This window comes from Njordella aestuarii, assembly GCF_056494165.1.
In genome coordinates, this window is the sequence record NZ_CM151397.1 from 2174721 (window position 1) to 2191875 (window position 17155).

A 17155-nucleotide genomic window follows, 5' to 3' on the forward strand; every position below is an offset into this window, starting at 1 on the left:
TACAAAGTCTTTCAAACGAAGCTAGCCGCATACAGCAACACATGTTTAGCTTCTGACCACTGCAGAAATGTTTGAGCGGTCGAAGCAAACTACGTAGTTGGCCACGCAAAATGCAACCCGACCGAGCTTGCCTCGGTCGAGAAAGGATCATAACCAGCCGAATGCGATCTCGCTTTGCGTCACGACTGGGATCGCTATCTGCATTTCACATTGCTATTGTCAATCAAGCCAAAAATCCGGTATGTCCATCGCGATTGGACATAACGTTACTCGCGTAGTGCGGCCAACCGTGCTTCGACATAAAAGATGCCTGCAATACGACGCCAACTGAAAATTGAGACGCTTGAACCGCGGAGGTGTTTGAGCAGCGTCTGGCAAAACACAGACAATCGGCTCGACATCGACAATTCAAGCTTAGTCGATGCTGCCGACTTAGTGCATCTCGCTGATCTCATCGATCGTGAGGGAGTACGGTTGCTCCCGAGCGTCAAACCGGTCGACGAGGCCTTTTGTGATGTCAACGGCGATGGCTATATCACGCCGCTCGACCTTCTGTCAGTCATCAATGGTCTCAACAAATTTAACGCAGCTTTGCAGCTGAGTGCTTCGCTATCGCAGTTCGATGACGTCGACCGCAATGGCGTCACGCTCAACGAAACCGTCCAGTTCGTCGGACAGACTCTACCTGGCGTTTCGGTACAGATTGCAAGCGTACCAAATGCCGAAGACGGCAGTCGCTCCATTTTAACGACGGTCGAATCAAGCGACGATGGTCGTTTCGCGATCGAAGTTCAACTTGCTCCAGGCCGCAACACATTCGAGCTGCTGGCACGCGATCCGTTAGGCCGCACGACGAGCATTCAGCATGAGATCCGCCGTGGCGACCTGATCACGAATTGGAACGCTACGGTGCTGAACGTTGTACGAGGATGGAATCCGATCGAAGGGCAACTTATTGACGGTGTCGCCGCTAGCTCTCCGCCACCGCTTGTTGCACGTAATCTGGCGATGATTCACACGGCTATGTTCGATGCGATGAATGGGATCGACGGAAACTATACAAATTACGTTGCCGTTGAAGGTGCACCAAGCGACGCGTCTTCGGAAGCTGCGGCCGTAGCGGCAGCCTACCGCGTTTCGTCCGCACTTTACGCGAGCCCGGGCCAACGCCAGCTCTGGGAGGCTGCACTCGCCGAATCTCTTGCGGCTATTCCGGATGGTATGAGCAAGACGGCCGGAATTGATTTTGGTTTTAGCGTTGCCGATGCAATGTTGGCGTTGCGAGCCGCCGACGGTTCCGCTGCGTCGCTAGAATACAACCCAATCGATGAGCCCGGGCATTGGAGACCGACAGCGCCTGCGTATCAACCATTTCTGTTGCCACACTGGGGCACCGTAGCACCATTTGGCAGCGATAACTTAATCGACTTCGCCGCACATTCGCCTCCGGCGCTCACCAGTGCAGAGTATTTGGAAGCCGTTGATGAAGTAATGCGACTGGGCGGAGCCGATAGTGCCGAACGCACGGCCGAGCAGTCCGCCATCGCTGTGTTCTGGGCCGATGGAGCTGGGACGGTAACACCGCCGGGGCACTGGAATCAGATTGCGGCGGATGTACTGATGAGCCAACCGCTGTCGACACTTGAACATGCTCGTGTTCTGACGCTATTGAATATCGCGATGGCCGACGCAGGCATAGCCGCGTGGCAGTCAAAGCTTCACTATGATCTCTGGCGCCCGATCGATGCGATCGAGGATCTAAATTCTGGTATCGAAGGAGGTTCTGATGTCGCTTGGAGTCCATTGCTGGTCACACCACCATTCCCAGCATACACGTCGGGCCACAGTACATTTAGCGGTGCGGCAGCCGCGGTGCTCACTTCTTTGTTAGGCGATGTTTCATTTACAAGTTTTGTCGATCCGCACACGGCTTCGAATCAGCAACTGGTCGATCCAAGTTTGCTTGGTGGGCGTACCTTTACAAGCTTTGCCGAAGCTGCCGCGGAAGCCGGGCTGAGTCGTATTTACGGCGGCATTCATTACAACTTTGACAACACTGCAGGTTTAGCAATGGGCCGCGCAATCGGCGAGCATATTGTTATGACGATTGCCAAATGATGCGGGCCTGAGGGATCTTCTTGCACCTAAAAAGCCTGCCTTAGCATGGTAGGTTCTCTTAAGCCTGAAAGGCTGGTACATAGCCGCCAAAGTAGATGAATGTATCGGCCCTCCAGGCCTTCGACGAGCACAAAGCCTTGAAACCGAAACTAGCTTCAGATAGGACAGTTTTTTAACTAATTCGCAAGTTCCCTGAAACTCTATTTCAAGCGTCCGCTCAAACACGAACGAACCTTTTTCGAGCAATTGGCTTAACGCATCAAAAACCCTAATCAAAGGTGGGTTGATAAAAGCTTGGCGACAACTGAACACAACTGAGTCTGCATCATGGCTGATTTCGATGCCTACTTTAAACTGCGCTTGGATAATGTTAAGGTCAAGTTCCTCCACTTGACCTCTCGCTGTCTCAGAACGCGGTAACCTCCCATGCTTCGCTTAATTACAGTGTTTATCGTCGCTATTTCGATTTTTTCGTGCGAAGTTGCATGCGCAGGAGCTCCCAATGTGCTGCTCTTGTTTGCCGATGACATGCGAGCCGATACCATTGCGGCACATGGGAATTCGCACATTAAAACTCCGACGCTCGATCGCTTGGCAGCAAAAGGCTACAGCTTCCGATCCAACTATGTTTGCGGAGGTAGCAATGCTGCCGTATGTATGGCGAGCCGCGCGATGCTGATGAGTGGCAAGATTTGGACGAAGATTGATAACTTGACACTTGCTGGAGAAAAACTGCTGCCAGAGCTACTGAGAGAGCATGGCTACCAGACCTTCGCCACGGGCAAATGGCACAACGGAAAGCCATCGTGGCTCCGATCATTTCAGCGTGGCAAATCGATCATGTTCGGCGGCATGTCCGATCATACAAAAGTGCCGATACACGATCTTCTTCCCGATGGGAACTTTACTGCGGAGCACGTTGGCGGAAAGTTCTCAAGCGAGTTGTTTGCCGATGCTGCGATTGAGTTTCTAGAAAGTCGCGAGGAAGGAAAGCCGTTCTTCGCCTACGTCGCATTCACAGCGCCTCATGATCCCAGGCAACCTCCGACTGAGTATCGCGAGATGTACTACCGGAATCTGCCTCCACTACCAGAAAATTTTCTTCCGCAGTTGCCTTTCGACAATGGATCGATGAAGGGCGGACGCGATGAAGACCTTGCCGCCTGGCCAAGGACTGAAGCAGTCGTTCGCGATCAGCTAGCGGAGTACTATGGTATGATCACGCATCTGGATGATCAACTCGCTCGGATCATGGTTGCGCTAGAGCAAACAGGTGAGTTAGATAACACCATCGTGATCTTTGCGGCCGACAATGGTTTGGCGATCGGAAGCCATGGACTGTTAGGAAAACAATCAGTCTATGAGCACAGCGTGAAAACTCCGATGATCGCCTACGGGCCAGGATTTCCCGCAGGTGAATCGACTCAAGCGCTTACCTGTTTGTTCGATATATATCCAACGCTTTGCGATTTGATCGGCATCGAACCACCGAGCGGAATGACCGGCAAGAGTCTTCGCCCGATTTGGGAAGCGAAAGCTGAAAAAGTCAGAGAGACAGTTTTTCTGCCCTACGTTCGGTCACAACGAGCGGTTCGAGACGAGCGTTGGAAGTTCATTGCCTATCCGCAGCTTCAGTACTTAGAACTCTTTGATTTACAAAATGATCCTCACGAGATGACCAATCTCATCGATCGTGCGGAGTTTCAGCCGCATGTCGTTCGGCTGCGTGCTGCAATGAATCAGTGGCAGTTGGAGTCAGGCGACACGGCCAATATTCCGGAAGAAAGCGTACCACCGCCACTGGTTGATTTGACTGGACTCCCGCGCAAGCCTGATCAGTGGCAACCAGACTGGATCGTGGAGAAGTATTTCGGTGCCGCTCCGAAGTAACGTCGCAGTACTCGATGCAAAGCCACGCGTCAACCGCGCGACAGCATCTTCGGACCACACGTACTTTCGCAGATTGGCTCCGATGGTTTGCGACTGAGCAGTATCGGTCCAACCGTGCAGGTACTTCTTCAGCGTCTCACGCGGCAAGCAGTCTTGGACAGTCATATCGGGTTCCTTGTCAAAGTCATTTTAGCGGATCGTGGCCACTTGGTCCCGCTTGGCCGCTAAGTTTCTAGAACGAAAGGTGCGTGACACGGAAGTTGGATTGAGCTAAACTTTTTTTGAAACATTTGCCTGTGACCTCACCGTGCGAGCACCGATGACCGTTACTACTTCGACTCGTGCCAGTTTAATCTCTCGTGCTCGTCAGCGTGATGCAGATGCATGGGAATTGCTCGTTGAGCTGTACGGGCCATTGGTCGCTCATTGGTGTTATCGTTGCAAATTAGACTCGCATGCAACTGCGGATTGTGTTCAGGAAGTGTTCGCTGCCGTGGCACAATCGTTGGCGTCTTACGAACCGAATCGAACCAGCGGTGCATTCCGAAGTTGGCTGTGGACCATTACATCGAATAAGGTCCGAGATTATTTACGTCGCGAGAATCGCCATGTCGATCCTGTCGGTGGCAGCACGGCGATGGTCCAACTACACCAGATTGTGGAAGTACCGGATGACGAGCCAACGTCGTCGATCGAGTTAAAACGTTTGGTCGACCGTGGCTTGGAGCACGTTCGCCGCGAAGTTGAACCGCGAACATGGTCGATCTTTCAGCGGAGCGTCATTGACCAGATCGCCACGCCCTTGGTTGCTGCTGAATTCGAAGTCCAGCCGGCATACGTGCGTCAAGTCCGCAGCCGCATCCTCCGCCGCCTCCGAACTCAGCTCGGCGACCTCGATTCTGATCTTTGAGGCTAGATGCCACAGCTGGCTTGTCCAGCAGTGCCGTGGCCGAGCGGTGGACTAGCAATTGGCTTGCTGTACTGATCTGGGTGCCACTGCTAGGAAGGCCAGCAGTGGCACCCAGATAAGACAAGCAGGCAGTGGCACACAGACAAGACCAGGCAACAGTGACCCCAGACAAAAGAAGCTAGCTGTTGGGACGTAGGATTGACACGGGAGGGCTGGCAAGGGTAAATTCTCATGTTTTTCCCCAGAAAAATGTCGCATTTGTGCGGCTAAGTGACAAATCTAGCTTTATTTGACGCTCGGGTCGCCTCCGAGCGTTCTTTCGTTTATTGGCCTATCGCAAACTAGGAACGAAATGATCGTTAACGAAGCCATCGCCAAAGCCGACACACTCATCGAAGCGATGGCTTGGATCAGGAGATTTCGCGGGAAAACGACCGTCATCAAGCTTGGTGGCTCCATGATGGACGACCGCGTATCGATGCACCATATCCTGCTCGACATCATCTTCATGGAATCGGTAGGGATGCGGCCCGTAATCGTCCACGGTGGTGGACCGTCGATTAATAAGGCGATGGAAGCCGCTAAAATCGAACCGAAATGGGTCAAAGGTCGCCGCGTTACCGATGAAAAAGTTCTGCAGATTGTCGAACAGACGCTTGCCGGCAGCGTTAACGAAAACTTAACCGCCGAAATCGAGAAGTTGGGCGGGCGGGCGATTAACCTGAACTTCAATACTACAAACGTACTATTTGGCGAGAAACTGACCGTCGACGAAAACACAGGCGAACCGCTCGATTTGGGCTTTGTGGGGCATGTTACTCGTGTTGATCGTCGGCCAATTGAATCGCTGAGCTATACCGAACAAATTCCCGTCATTCCGTCGATGTGCATCGATGAAAACGGACAGAAGTACAACGTGAATGCTGATACGGCCGCTATGGCCGTCGCCGAAACGTTGGGCGCAGAAAAATTGATCTTCGTTAGCGATGTGAACGGCGTACGTCGTGATAAAGACGACCCGTCAAGCGTCATTCATTCGATGACCGCGTCTCAAGCGCGACAGTTGATCAAAGATGAAGTCATTGTGGGCGGGATGATCCCGAAAGTCGAAGCGTGCCTGTCAACTTTGAACCGAGGCGTAGGGAAGGTTCATATTGTTGACGGTAAACTGCGGCATTCATTGTTGTTAGAAATTTATACCACAGCCGGAGTCGGTACGGAGATCGTATCCGACAAATTGGAAGGTCACGTTATGAGGTAAGCTCAGACGGACATCCACTCCTGTGCAGCCTACGTTGGTCTGCCCAGGCTGTAAAATGACCGAAGCAAGAGCGCACATGAGCGTACAGGCTGGATTAACCTCTCCTGCGATGACTTGTGTTCTGTTGCGATATTGGCAGACTTCGGAGAAGTTTGCTTTTGTAGAGAACTGATAATGAAGCTACGACATTTAAATACGTTACACGACGTCACTTCCACCGAATTTCAAGCGATTCTACAAATCTCTCACACGCTCAAGGCGATGTTGAGACGTGGCGAACGCCCAAGCTTGATGCAAAACCGGGCGATCGCTCTGCTGTTCGAAAAGCCAAGCTTGCGAACGCGCGTCAGCTTTGAAGCGGGTATGGTACAGCTTGGCGGTCAAGCGATCTATTTGACGAGCGATGTCGGCTGGAAAAAGCGTGAGTCGGTTGCCGACTTTGTGCGCGTCGTCGCTCAGTACTGCGACGCGATAGTCTGCCGTGCAAACTCTCACGAGACGGTCCAAGAACTTGCGTCGCACGATTGCATTACCGTTATTAACGGTTTGACCGATGTGGCACATCCTTGCCAAGCTATCGCTGATTTGATGACGATGCAAGAACTGACGCCATCGCTCAAGGGCAAACGTTTGGTATTTGTCGGCGACGCAAACAATGTTGCTCGGTCTGTCTTGCACGCTTGCGCGTTAGCTGGTGTCAATTTTACGATGTACGGACCCGACAAGTATGCTATGGAGCAATCGCTTGTTGAAGAGATCACCAAAGGAAGTTCGATTGATTTTCTGCAAACGGAAGATCCAAAGGAAGCGATGAAAGACGCTGACTTTATCTATACCGACGTGTGGGTATCGATGGGGCAGGAAGCGGAGGCCGAAATACGGAAGAAGATCTTCTGCGACTTTCAATTGAACGCCAAAGCGATGTCGTTTGCACCTTCCCACGCCAAAGTTCTCCATTGCCTGCCGGCTCATCGAGGGCAAGAGATCACAGACGATGTGATCGACGGTTGCAACAGTATCATTTTTGAGCAAGCTGGTAACCGAATGCACGCTCAGAAGGGGCTCCTCGTTTGGCTCGCCATGCAAAACGGGCAAATTGACCCAGCCAAGCTTGCCATCGCCGGAATTCAAGTGTAGTTCACCGTCCAAACGTATTGTTCGAGCGCATCGTTCGAGCGCATCGTAGCTGGTTACGCCAGAAGCCGGGGGCGAAATGGACGACGCACCCAGATTCACCCGCGTTCTTGGCGAACGCAGCTACGGAAGAGAATACAAGCGCATCGTAGCTGGCTTCGCCAAGAAGCCGGGTGCGAAATGGACTACGCACCCAGATTCGCCCGCGTTCTAGGCGAACTCAGCTACCGAAGAGCAACGCAGCTACGGTCTAGATTCAACTGCATCCGCGGCTACTAAGAAATCATCCTATGACTTCCAATCCATATACGCCGCCTAATGTTGAGAATTCCAATGCGGAAGCACCAACTCCACCTCTCGGTGATCTTCAGACACGGCAGCTGATTCAAGGGCAACAGCAAATTGCGTTTGCAATTCTGACCTACCTGGGGGCGTGGCCGCTTGCTTTACTGGTGCTAAACAGCGTCCGCGATTTCTGGTCCGCTGTACCATATATAATCTGTATAATGGCCTCGGTATCCTTTTACCGCGCTCTGGTGATCATTCGAGTCGCCAAACTCGTCGGACGGTCGAGCATCGCCCTGTGGCTAGGCCTCACTCAGTTCCTGCCGCTTGTTTGGCTTGCTGTCTTTTTCTACATTAGCCAACGAGCAAACGAAGAACGTTTGCGGTGCGGGCTGCTAAAGAAGCTGCCTGCCAGCAGCGACAACTACGATAGCCTTTAGCCGCCTCGAAAAAAAACAGGCTGGAAATCCAAACGATGGATTCCCAGCCTGTAAATTAGAGATGACTAATTCGGCAAATCTCAAGAGCGAAGATGCCGAATTGAACATCGAGATCTTGTTCAGATCGACTACATGTTGATTTCAAAGCCCTTGCGGTTTTCACGCGACAAGAACGAATTCGCTTGGTCGTCGCCAATGATCTCACGCTTGGCCGAATCCCACTTCACTTCGCGACCTAGACGCATCGCAATGTTGGAAAGATGGCAGATCTCAAGCATGCGGTTATGCGACCAAACGTCCGAAACTGGCTGTTTGCGTGAATTCATGCACTCAATGAAGTTCACACTGTGGTTCGCTGGAATTGGTCCGCCGTAAACTTCCTCAAGCGCACCTTCTGGCAATGGGTTGTTCGCCAGATCTTCCACTGGAGCGCCAGTGATCTTGCCGCGGTTTACGAAGAAGCGGCCCTTGGTACCTTCGAACAAGATGCCGTTGTCACCTGCACTGACAATGTTCATCTCGACATCGTTTGGCAAGTCAACGCGAACGACGAAGTCAGTCGCGACGTTGTAACGATCGTTGACAACTGGATTTCCGTCTTTGTATTCGCAACCCATCTTGTATTCAACTGGCGTCACTTTGCTTGGTGAGTTGTTCTTCTCGCCCAACGCCCAGCAAGCGATATCGACGTGGTGAGCGCCCCAATCGGTCAGCTTACCACCAGCATACTCGTGCCATTCACGGAACGAATAATGGCCGTTGCTGTACAAAGGAACTCCCCCGCCGTACCCAACACGCAGTTCAGGCAGTGCGCGGTAGTCAGTTTTAGGAGCTGGTCCCAACCAAGTGTCCCAATCAAGTTCCTCGGGAACTGGTGCCACTGGAATCTCTGGTGATGGAGTGATGCCGTTGATACCGCACGTGATCTTTTGAACGGTACCAATTCGTCCTGCACGGATCAAAGCGATGGCCTTGAGGAACAAATGGTCGATCTCAGTACGTTGCATCGTACCGACTTGGAACACTCGGCCCGTATCCTTGACAACTTTCTCGATCAACTTGCCTTCAGCAATCGTCAGCGTTAGAGGCTTTTCGCAATATACGTCTTTGCCAGCCAACATCGCTTCGATAGCGATCTTGGTATGCCAATGGTCTGGCGTCGCGATCATAACCGCGTTGATGTCTTTGCGGTCGAGTACTTTGCGATAGTCGCTGTATGCGTCTGGTTTCTTGCCCTGCTTCTCTTCAACCTTGGCGACGTTTGCTGCCAAGATCTTTGAATCGATGTCAGCCAGAGCAGCAAAGTCGGCAGAAGGGATTGTCTTGGACGTGATGACCCAACCTTGATTACGCATGCCGATGCAAGCGAAAATTGGTCGGTCATTGGAAGCTTGGAACGCGGAAGCACGGCGAGCCGATGGGAGCACGACGCTGGCAGCGCCTACTGCGGCAACCCCCTGCATAAACTTACGTCGATTGGCTTGAGACTTATTCAACATGACGAACGATCCTTTTGAACGAAACAGAACTAAGGGGTACTAAATGGTCATCGGTGGAGAACATTGACGCGATCGGCCCACTAGGGGGAGTCGTTTGGTAGTTTCCGATAGCCCCCATGATAATCGAAAAAACCCCCGCTATGTTAGTCCAGATCGTTTTTCGCGAACGTCATTTGCCGCGCGGAGTTCAGCGCGGCTGCCTCGAGGACCATTTTTCGATGATGTAGTAAAAGACCGGGGTGAGAAGCAGCCCGAACAGCGTTACGCCCAGCATCCCGGAAAATACCGCGATTCCTAAAGCTCGCCGCATTTCCGCTCCCGCTCCCACGGCAATTGCCAACGGGACAACCCCTAGGATGAATGCCGCTGAGGTCATCAAAATCGGCCGCAATCTTAAGCGGCATGCTTCCACGGTTGCTTCGGACACCGATTTGCCCGACTTCCGAAGCTCCTTGGCAAACTCGACGATTAAAATTGCATTTTTGCTCGCCAAGCCCACCAATACGATAAAGCCGATCTGGACGAAAATATTGATATCCATCGCTGCCATCGCCACGCCAATCACTGAACTCAGCAAGCACATCGGTACGACTAGAATGACGGCCAATGGTAACAACAAGCTCTCATACTGGGCGGCCAGGACCAGGTAAACGAGCACCACCGAAATCGCGAAGACAATCAACGCCGTATTGCCAGCTCGAATCTGTAGGAGAGTAATTTCGGTCCATTCCGCGTCGACGCCTGGCGGCAGTTGGTCGCGTACCAGATTATTCATCGTTGATACGACCGCTCCGGAGCTCATTCCGGGCACTGAACCGCCGTTGATGGACGCCGCGGTCACACCGTTGTAACGAACCACCATCGCAGGTCCGGTACTCTCTCGGATCGTCGAAACGGTGCCGAGCGGAACCATGCCGCCGGCAAGCGTGCGGACTCGGAATTGGCTTACCTGCTCCGGACTGACGCGAAACATCGGGTCAGCTTGCAAGTTGACTTGCCAAGTTCTACCAAACTGGTTGAAATCGTTCGCGTAGACGCCGCCCAAGTAAAGCTGCAGCGTTGAGAAGACGTCTTGAAGCGAGATTCCCAACGACTTGCACTTCGTACGATCGATGTCGACATACATCTGCGGCGCGTTTGCACGGAAGCCATTGAACAAGCCTACCAAGCCCGGAGAAGCGTTGCCCGCTTGCGCCAGGCCATCGGCGGATTGCTCCAAGTTGTTAAAGCCTAAGGCGCCGACGTCGCGAACCATGAGCTTAAAGCCGCCGCCGCTGCCCAAACCATCGACTGGCGGAGGGCCGAAAACAGCGACCGAGGCATCGCGGACTTCTTTCATCACCAGCGCACGGATCTTGTCGGCGATCGCATTGGACGCCTCTTCGGCTTCCGATCGATGATGAAATTCGTCCAAGATCACAAAGAACGAACCAAAATTGGAGCCGACCGCGTTCTGAATAAAGGATTGTCCAGTAATGGCCAACGTGTGCGCCACACCAGGAATCTTGCCAATCCCCTCGTGGTCGCTCCCGTGCGCAGCGTCGTGCGATGCTGATTCGTTCTGCTCGACATGTGCGTCGTTGCCGATCTCAATCAGAAGGTTGTCGATCTTCTTCATGACCTCCTCTGTGCGTTCAAACGACGCTGAATCGGGCAACCGCACGTCAACCAGCAGATACCCTTTGTCTTGGGCAGGAATAAAACCGACCGGCACCGAGGTCATTCCAAAATAAGTCGCTGCCAGCAAGCCAGCGTACAACAACATGACCATCAAGCTCATCCGCAGTGACCATCCAACCAGTTTACCGTAGCTTGCCGAAAGCCAGCCGAAAAATTGATTGAACAGCTTGAAGAACCAGCCAAACAAAGCGTTCAACAGGAGGCTGAGCGGATCACGCTGCTCGGCCTTCGGCTTCAGCAGAATTGCGCACAGTGCAGGACTTAGCGTCAAGGAATTGATTGCTGAAAAGAAAGTCGACACGGCAATCGTCACCGCAAACTGCATGAAGAATTGGCCGGTGATGCCGGTGATGAAAATACAGGGAATGAAAACGCACATCAGCACCAAGGAAATTGCGATAATCGGTCCTGAGACTTCGTCCATCGCTTTCCGGGTAGCTTCCTTGGGCGACAGTCCGTGCTCCAAGTTATGCTCGACCGCTTCGACAACCACGATCGCATCGTCAACGACGATGCCAATCGCGAGCACCAAGCCGAACAGCGATAAATTGTTTAAGCTAAATCCCAGGCCGGCCATAGCGGCAAAGGTACCAATGATGGCTACGGGGACCGCGATCAAAGGAATCAAAGTCGCTCGCCATGATTGCAAGAAGGCGAGCACTACGATCGCGACCAAGATGATTGCGTCGCGCAAAGCTTTGAAGACTTCGTGAATCGATTCCGAAATGAAAGGCGTCGTGTCGTAGACAATCTTGAAGTCGACATCTTCCGGAAAGCTTCGTTTGAGCTCTTCCATCCGTTCGCGCACCCGAGTCGCAGTATCTAACGCGTTCGAGCCTGGCAACTGATAGACGCCCAATCCGACTGAAGGTTGGCCGTCCAACATGCAAGTCGTATTCTCGCTCTTGGCTCCAAGTTCGATTCCGCCAAACAAGCGACCAGCGTCATTCATTCGTTGCTCGGTGACAACGTCCTTCAGTCGTACGACCCGCCCGTCCGCACCCGTTTTGACAATGATGTCGCCGAAGTCTTCGGCCTCCATGAGTCGCCCTTGAGTCGACATCGTGTACTGGAACGCTTGGCCTTGAGGAACGGGCGGACGACCAATCGCCCCCGCAGCGACTTGAACGTTCTGTTCCCGCAGCGCCTGCAACACATCCGGCGCAGTCATGTTCAACGCCGCGAGCCGCTCGGGATCTAGCCAGCATCGCATACTATAGTCAAGCTGTCCCAAGAGCCCGACGTCGCCTACGCCAGGAATTCTTGCTAGTTCGTCGCGCAAGCGGATGGTCGCATAGTTGCTCAAGTACAACTGGTCGCGAGTGCCTTTGGGTGACACGACGTTGACGACCAAAAGAATACTCGCCGACTTCTTTTTAACGCTGACGCCAGTGTTTTTGACTTCACTTGGCAAGGACGGGACGGCAAGATTCACTCGGTTTTGGACCAGAACCTGCGCCATATTCAAATCGGTGCCGACGTCAAACGTCACCGTCAGGTTGTAGCCCCCGTCGTTGGTCGACTGAGAAGACATGTAGAGCATATCCTCAACGCCAGTGACTTGTTGCTCAATCGGCGCAGCGACAGTTTCCGCGACGACTTCGCTACTAGCTCCTGGGTACAAGCACGATACTTGCACCGTTGGCGGAGCGATTTCTGGATACTGAGCGATTGGCAATGTCCAAACAAAGATCGCTCCAACCATTGTGATGACAAACGAGATCACTCCGGCGAAGATCGGTCGATCGATAAAGAAGCGTGAAAGCATGCTGTCCCTTTCTTACTTCTCGGTCGCAGAGTTGTCGGTCGCCGCATTTCCATCGGACTGCGGTTCGTCGGCGGGCATTTCGCTCGCATCCTGAGTTGCAGCGTTAGCAGGAATCGCAGTGGTTTGATTTACCGGCGGACTTGGAACGCTTTCGATTTCTGCTTGAACGGGTTTTCTAGGACGCACTCTTTGCAAGCCACGGTAGACAACTTTATCACCCGCAACGACTCCCGATTTGATGATGCGCCATCCGTCGCGTAAGCTGCCCAACTGGATGTTGCGCCGCTGAGCGACGTTGTCACCGTCCACGACATAGACATACTTGGCACCTTGATCGGTAGCGATACATTGCTCGGGCACCTTGATCGCAGTGTACGTTTCTGACACGGGGACTCGTAACCGAACGAATAGACCACCGGTGAGCAGGTTATCGTCATTGCCAAAGACAGCGCGAATGCGAATCGTACCAGTCGCCGCGTCGACTCGGTTCTCAACGAAGTCGAGCTTCCCTTCGTGTGGGAAATCGGTCTCGTCACCCAACTGCAGGAAGCACGGAATGTTTAGATCTCGCAGGCTCGTCGATTTCTCACGGTCCAACGATTTGTTCGAGTTCGAGCGACGCAGGTAGCGAAGCAATGAGCGCTCGTCGATATCGACATACGCATAAATCGGCGAATTCTTGACGATGCGAGTCAGCAGAGTGCCAGAACCAAGACCTCCCGTAACCATATTGCCTGGCGTCACATAAGCTCGGTCAATTCGACCGCTGATTTCGGCAGCTACCTGCGTGTATTTTACGTCTAATGCCGTTCGGATAGCGTCCGCCTCGGCAGCAACGATATACGCGTCTGCTTCCTTTACGGCAGAGACCGTTTCGTCATACTCTTCGTCGGAGACTTCCTTGATATCGTAAAGCGTTTTGGTGCGTTTCAGCTTTGAATCGGCGAGTCCTTTTTTGGCTTTCCACAAATCGATCTGGGCCAGCGATTGTTGGTGAATCGCTTCGTAAGCGTCTGGTTCGATGCGAAAGAGCAGATCGCCGGCGTTCACGCGATCGCCATCGGTAAACTCAACCGATTGGATAAAGCCCGACACCCGCGAGCGAACTTCAACCGTCTCGGTCGCTTCAGTCCGCCCAACGAATTCGTCGTAGTCGGTAACTTCTTGTTCAATAGCAACGATGGCTGATACCGCCGGAGCTGCGGGTGCAACTTGTGCTGCAGACTCTGGTTTGCAACCCGTAGAGAGGGCTGCGATCGTGAAGCCGACCAGCAATCCCGCAAGCGATTTGGAGCGGGAAGTCGGCCGATGACTAAGAATAAGTTCGTGGTGCATTTTCAAGAAAGAAAAAAGGGCGTCGAAGTTCTACCGTTGAAAATTAATTGGCCGGCATTAGACCACACGCATGTGGTAATTGCTAGCTATTTTGCAAACGTGATTCTAGGCTAATTCACTTTCGAAAGTCATCGGCGAAGGTTTCCGGTCCCGACGTTAGAGTTGAAGCGAAGTTGTGCCAGAGATTGGCCGAATTGCGTGATGGCCTGAACAATTGACGTTGTATGAGAAAGAGTCGCTGCTGAAAAAACGACAGGGGAGCAATTCGTAGTCATCGGCTTGCTCCCCTGTCGGATGTTTTTTTAGTTGTCGGGGCCGCATCAAGAACGGCTCGTTTGCGCTTTCAGGCTATCGACGAGCGGTGCGAGCGGCGTATTGCACGTAGGCTTTGGGGTCGTCGACGATAAACGGAGTGCTCCACGTCTTGCCATCTTCGCGGTTGATTGTGTTGTAGAAGAATGTTCGCACGCGCTCGCAACGGTAGCCGTACGGCAAAGCGGACGCGATATAGTCTTCCCGCGTGATATCTTCGACGCCAGGCTTGGCAAAATAATGCACGACGCCGTCGGCAGAGTACGACAAGCCGAGCGTCCACCAGCCCATCACGGGAATGTCGGGTCCGCGGAAGTCGCCACCGTTTTGGTTTGCTCGCACTCGGAAAAAGGCGTGTCGTTCCATCTTGCCTTCGGCGTTTTTACGCATCTCCATCAGTACGAACAGACCCGGCCAATAAATTTCGTTCTCTTCGTTAGAGCCTGAGAAGAAGAACTTCCCTTTTTTCATCTCCGTCGTTTCAATCGCGGATCGAAATGCGAAGTGAGGCCCTTGGCGGCTTTCCCATTCGTTCAAAGGGGGCATGTAGACGCGGGTCACGAAGCTCGGGCATTGGGAAACGGGAATCGGACCGCCCATAGCGTATTGTACGTTGGCAATAAAGTCATCTTGTTGCACTTCATTGCTGATGCGGCCCGGAACGCCTGTTAGTCGCGATTGTAGAAGCATAGCGCCGGTGCTGCCAACCAAGCCGCCCTCGGGCGTAGGTACGCGTTTAGCAATATCGGGATAGCCACGTTTGGCGCCTTCGTACCAGCGTCCATTGTTGCTCTTTCCCAGCGGCAGTCGCTGCTGTTTGTCGATCTCTTCGCTGCTCTTGAGCCCATTGGGAATGAATGCCCAGTTTTCGTCTTCGAAATCGTCGCCCACTTGCATTAGCTGAACGCCGGTTCCAGGGACGATGATCTGCGTCGGTGAGGCCGCTTGCATGTAACCAAACGTCGAACAAAGTGCAGCGACCACAAACATTCCAGTGAATCGAGTGTAAGTCCATTTCATGGAATCAAAGATCCTTTAGGCGGAAAGAAAGCAAACGTACAGCGCCGAGAAAAGAGATGGCACAAAGCAACTATCGACGCATTACTACTGGTACGATGCAAACAATTGATTCAATCGCGATATCTCGCCCAAGCTACGCAAATTGACATTGCGTCAGTGGGATTTTTTTATAGCCGCGTGGTCCTCCCGTCGTTGGAAATTCTTCCGTAGCTGCGTTCGCCTAGAACGCGGGGGGAGTTCGGTGCCATTCCTGAAACGTTTCCAGGTCAATTTCCTGAAAACGGGTGCCACTGCTGGCTTGTCCAGCAGTGCTCGTGGCGTAACGGCAAAGCTCCCCACTACAACCATACCTGGGGTTCCGCGTAAACTCGCCTTCGGCTCGTTTCGCTCCACCCCAGGCTAGAATATGCCATCGCTCCGCGATTCAATAACGAAACACGTTCGAACCTAGATGGGCTTTCTGAACCTAGGTGCGATTCCTGAAAACGGGTGCCACTGCTGGCTTGTCCAGCAGTGCTCGTGGCGTAACGGCAAAGCTCCCCACTACATCCCCGGCTTCTAGGCGAAGCCAGCTACGAAGCGTTTGACGAGTTGCGATGCGTTTCAAGCTCTCGACCTTATTGCGGCTGAATGCTATCTACTTTAATTTGCAGCGAAGCGATAGAATTCAACCGGGCAAGGGTTGACCGACGAACTGATTCCTCAAGGACTGACGCGTGATCGAATTCACTTCTATTTTTATGCTTGCACAAGACGCGGGCAGCGAATCGTTCATGCAGATTATCTTCAGCGGCGGTTTTCTTGGCATCTCCATTATGGTACTGCTGATCGGGCTTTCCTTGCTGGCCGGCTATCTGATTATCGACCAGTCGCTTGCTTTGCGGCGGAAAGACATCATTCCGGAAGAGTACCTAGAGCAGGTTCGGCAATTGCTAGCACAAGGACGTTTGAAAGACGCCGATCAGCTTTGCCGCCAGCGACCTTCGCCACTTTCTTACGTAGTCGCGAGCGGTATTTCCGAAGTTGAATTCGGCTGGACGTCAGTCGAAAAAGCGATGGAGGAATCGACCGCCGAACAAGCTGCAAGGCTCTATCGCAAAATCGAGTACTTGTCTGTCTTGGGCAATATCGCTCCGATGCTAGGGCTATTGGGCACTGTTAGCGGGATGATTGTGGCGTTCCGTCAAGTCGCCGCGTCGCAAGGTACAGCGGGGGCCGCCGATTTGGCTCAAGGGATCTATTCCGCGCTGGTGACCACGGTCGCTGGCCTGTTGATTGCAATCCCTTCCTTGGGTGCGTTTGCGATCTTGCGAAATCGAGTAGATCAGTTGATTGCCGAGACGATATACGCGGCGCAACAAGTCTTCCAGCCGATCCGCCGACGCATGCAGAGTTCAGCCGTAGGGCGACCGGTCGCGACTGCCCCTGCGCCCGGAAATCCTCCGCGAAGCAGCACTTAGTTTCTGCCAGTGGATCTTTGCGAAACCGTTTCCGACTGAATGT

The 17155-nt window shown here is 53.0% G+C and carries 11 protein-coding genes; 7 read left to right on the plus strand and 4 right to left on the minus strand.

Features of this window, described 5'->3' with window-relative positions; translation table 11 throughout:
* Positions 1–306: 306 nt before the first annotated feature.
* From SH451x_RS08400 to SH451x_RS08425, 6 genes are all read left to right on the plus strand, one after another.
* Complete coding sequence (locus SH451x_RS08400) at positions 307–2118, plus strand: phosphatase PAP2 family protein (protein ID WP_479362001.1); 1812 nt, start codon at positions 307–309, stop codon at positions 2116–2118.
* A 426-nt stretch (positions 2119–2544) separates the two neighbouring features.
* Positions 2545–4008 (plus strand): sulfatase family protein, encoded by a 1464-nt coding sequence (locus SH451x_RS08405; protein WP_479362002.1) that lies wholly within the window; start codon positions 2545–2547, stop codon positions 4006–4008.
* A gap of 319 nt (positions 4009–4327) precedes the next feature.
* Positions 4328–4918: an RNA polymerase sigma factor gene (locus tag SH451x_RS08410; protein ID WP_479362003.1), complete on the plus strand. Its 591-nt coding sequence runs from the start codon at positions 4328–4330 to the stop codon at positions 4916–4918.
* Between the two features lie 352 nt (positions 4919–5270).
* A complete protein-coding gene (gene argB / locus SH451x_RS08415; RefSeq protein WP_479362004.1) occupies positions 5271–6179 on the plus strand; it encodes an acetylglutamate kinase in 909 nt (302 codons plus the stop codon).
* A 174-nt stretch (positions 6180–6353) separates the two neighbouring features.
* Complete coding sequence (argF, locus tag SH451x_RS08420; RefSeq protein ID WP_479362005.1) at positions 6354–7316, plus strand: ornithine carbamoyltransferase; 963 nt, start codon at positions 6354–6356, stop codon at positions 7314–7316.
* A 287-nt stretch (positions 7317–7603) separates the two neighbouring features.
* Positions 7604–8038 (plus strand): hypothetical protein, encoded by a 435-nt coding sequence (locus SH451x_RS08425; protein ID WP_479362006.1) that lies wholly within the window; start codon positions 7604–7606, stop codon positions 8036–8038.
* Positions 8039–8166: 128 nt separating this feature from the next.
* Here the strand turns inward: SH451x_RS08425 and SH451x_RS08430 are convergent, their stop codons facing one another.
* The 4 genes from SH451x_RS08430 to SH451x_RS08445 form a co-directional block, all read right to left on the minus strand.
* A complete protein-coding gene (locus SH451x_RS08430; RefSeq protein WP_479362007.1) occupies positions 8167–9537 on the minus strand; it encodes a Gfo/Idh/MocA family protein in 1371 nt (456 codons plus the stop codon).
* 187 nt (positions 9538–9724) lie between these two features.
* Positions 9725–12985 carry an efflux RND transporter permease subunit gene (locus SH451x_RS08435; RefSeq protein ID WP_479362008.1) on the minus strand — a complete coding sequence of 1087 codons (3261 nt, stop codon included), beginning with the start codon at positions 12983–12985 and terminating at the stop codon, positions 9725–9727.
* A gap of 12 nt (positions 12986–12997) precedes the next feature.
* Positions 12998–14320: an efflux RND transporter periplasmic adaptor subunit gene (locus tag SH451x_RS08440; protein WP_479362009.1), complete on the minus strand. Its 1323-nt coding sequence runs from the start codon at positions 14318–14320 to the stop codon at positions 12998–13000.
* 348 nt (positions 14321–14668) lie between these two features.
* The gene (locus SH451x_RS08445; protein ID WP_479362010.1) at positions 14669–15652 is read right to left on the minus strand and encodes a hypothetical protein; all 984 of its coding nucleotides are present in this window, start codon (positions 15650–15652) and stop codon (positions 14669–14671) included.
* A 740-nt stretch (positions 15653–16392) separates the two neighbouring features.
* Between SH451x_RS08445 and SH451x_RS08450 the strand changes: the two genes are divergently transcribed.
* Entirely contained in the window at positions 16393–17112 is a 720-nt protein-coding gene (locus SH451x_RS08450) for a MotA/TolQ/ExbB proton channel family protein (RefSeq protein ID WP_479362011.1), read from the plus strand.
* Positions 17113–17155 lie beyond the last annotated feature (43 nt).

Bases quoted from the DNA above. Each gene is read 5' to 3' on its own strand.
- SH451x_RS08400 (WP_479362001.1), top strand. From the start codon at position 307: ATGCCTGCAATACGACGCCAACTGAAAATTGAGACGCTTGAACCGCGG.
- SH451x_RS08405 (WP_479362002.1), top strand. From the start codon at position 2,545: ATGCTTCGCTTAATTACAGTGTTTATCGTCGCTATTTCGATTTTTTCG.
- SH451x_RS08410 (WP_479362003.1), top strand. From the start codon at position 4,328: ATGACCGTTACTACTTCGACTCGTGCCAGTTTAATCTCTCGTGCTCGT.
- argB (WP_479362004.1), top strand. From the start codon at position 5,271: ATGATCGTTAACGAAGCCATCGCCAAAGCCGACACACTCATCGAAGCG.
- argF (WP_479362005.1), top strand. From the start codon at position 6,354: ATGAAGCTACGACATTTAAATACGTTACACGACGTCACTTCCACCGAA.
- SH451x_RS08425 (WP_479362006.1), top strand. From the start codon at position 7,604: ATGACTTCCAATCCATATACGCCGCCTAATGTTGAGAATTCCAATGCG.
- SH451x_RS08430 (WP_479362007.1), bottom strand. From the start codon at position 9,537: ATGTTGAATAAGTCTCAAGCCAATCGACGTAAGTTTATGCAGGGGGTT.
- SH451x_RS08435 (WP_479362008.1), bottom strand. From the start codon at position 12,985: ATGCTTTCACGCTTCTTTATCGATCGACCGATCTTCGCCGGAGTGATC.
- SH451x_RS08440 (WP_479362009.1), bottom strand. From the start codon at position 14,320: ATGCACCACGAACTTATTCTTAGTCATCGGCCGACTTCCCGCTCCAAA.
- SH451x_RS08445 (WP_479362010.1), bottom strand. From the start codon at position 15,652: ATGAAATGGACTTACACTCGATTCACTGGAATGTTTGTGGTCGCTGCA.
- SH451x_RS08450 (WP_479362011.1), top strand. From the start codon at position 16,393: ATGCTTGCACAAGACGCGGGCAGCGAATCGTTCATGCAGATTATCTTC.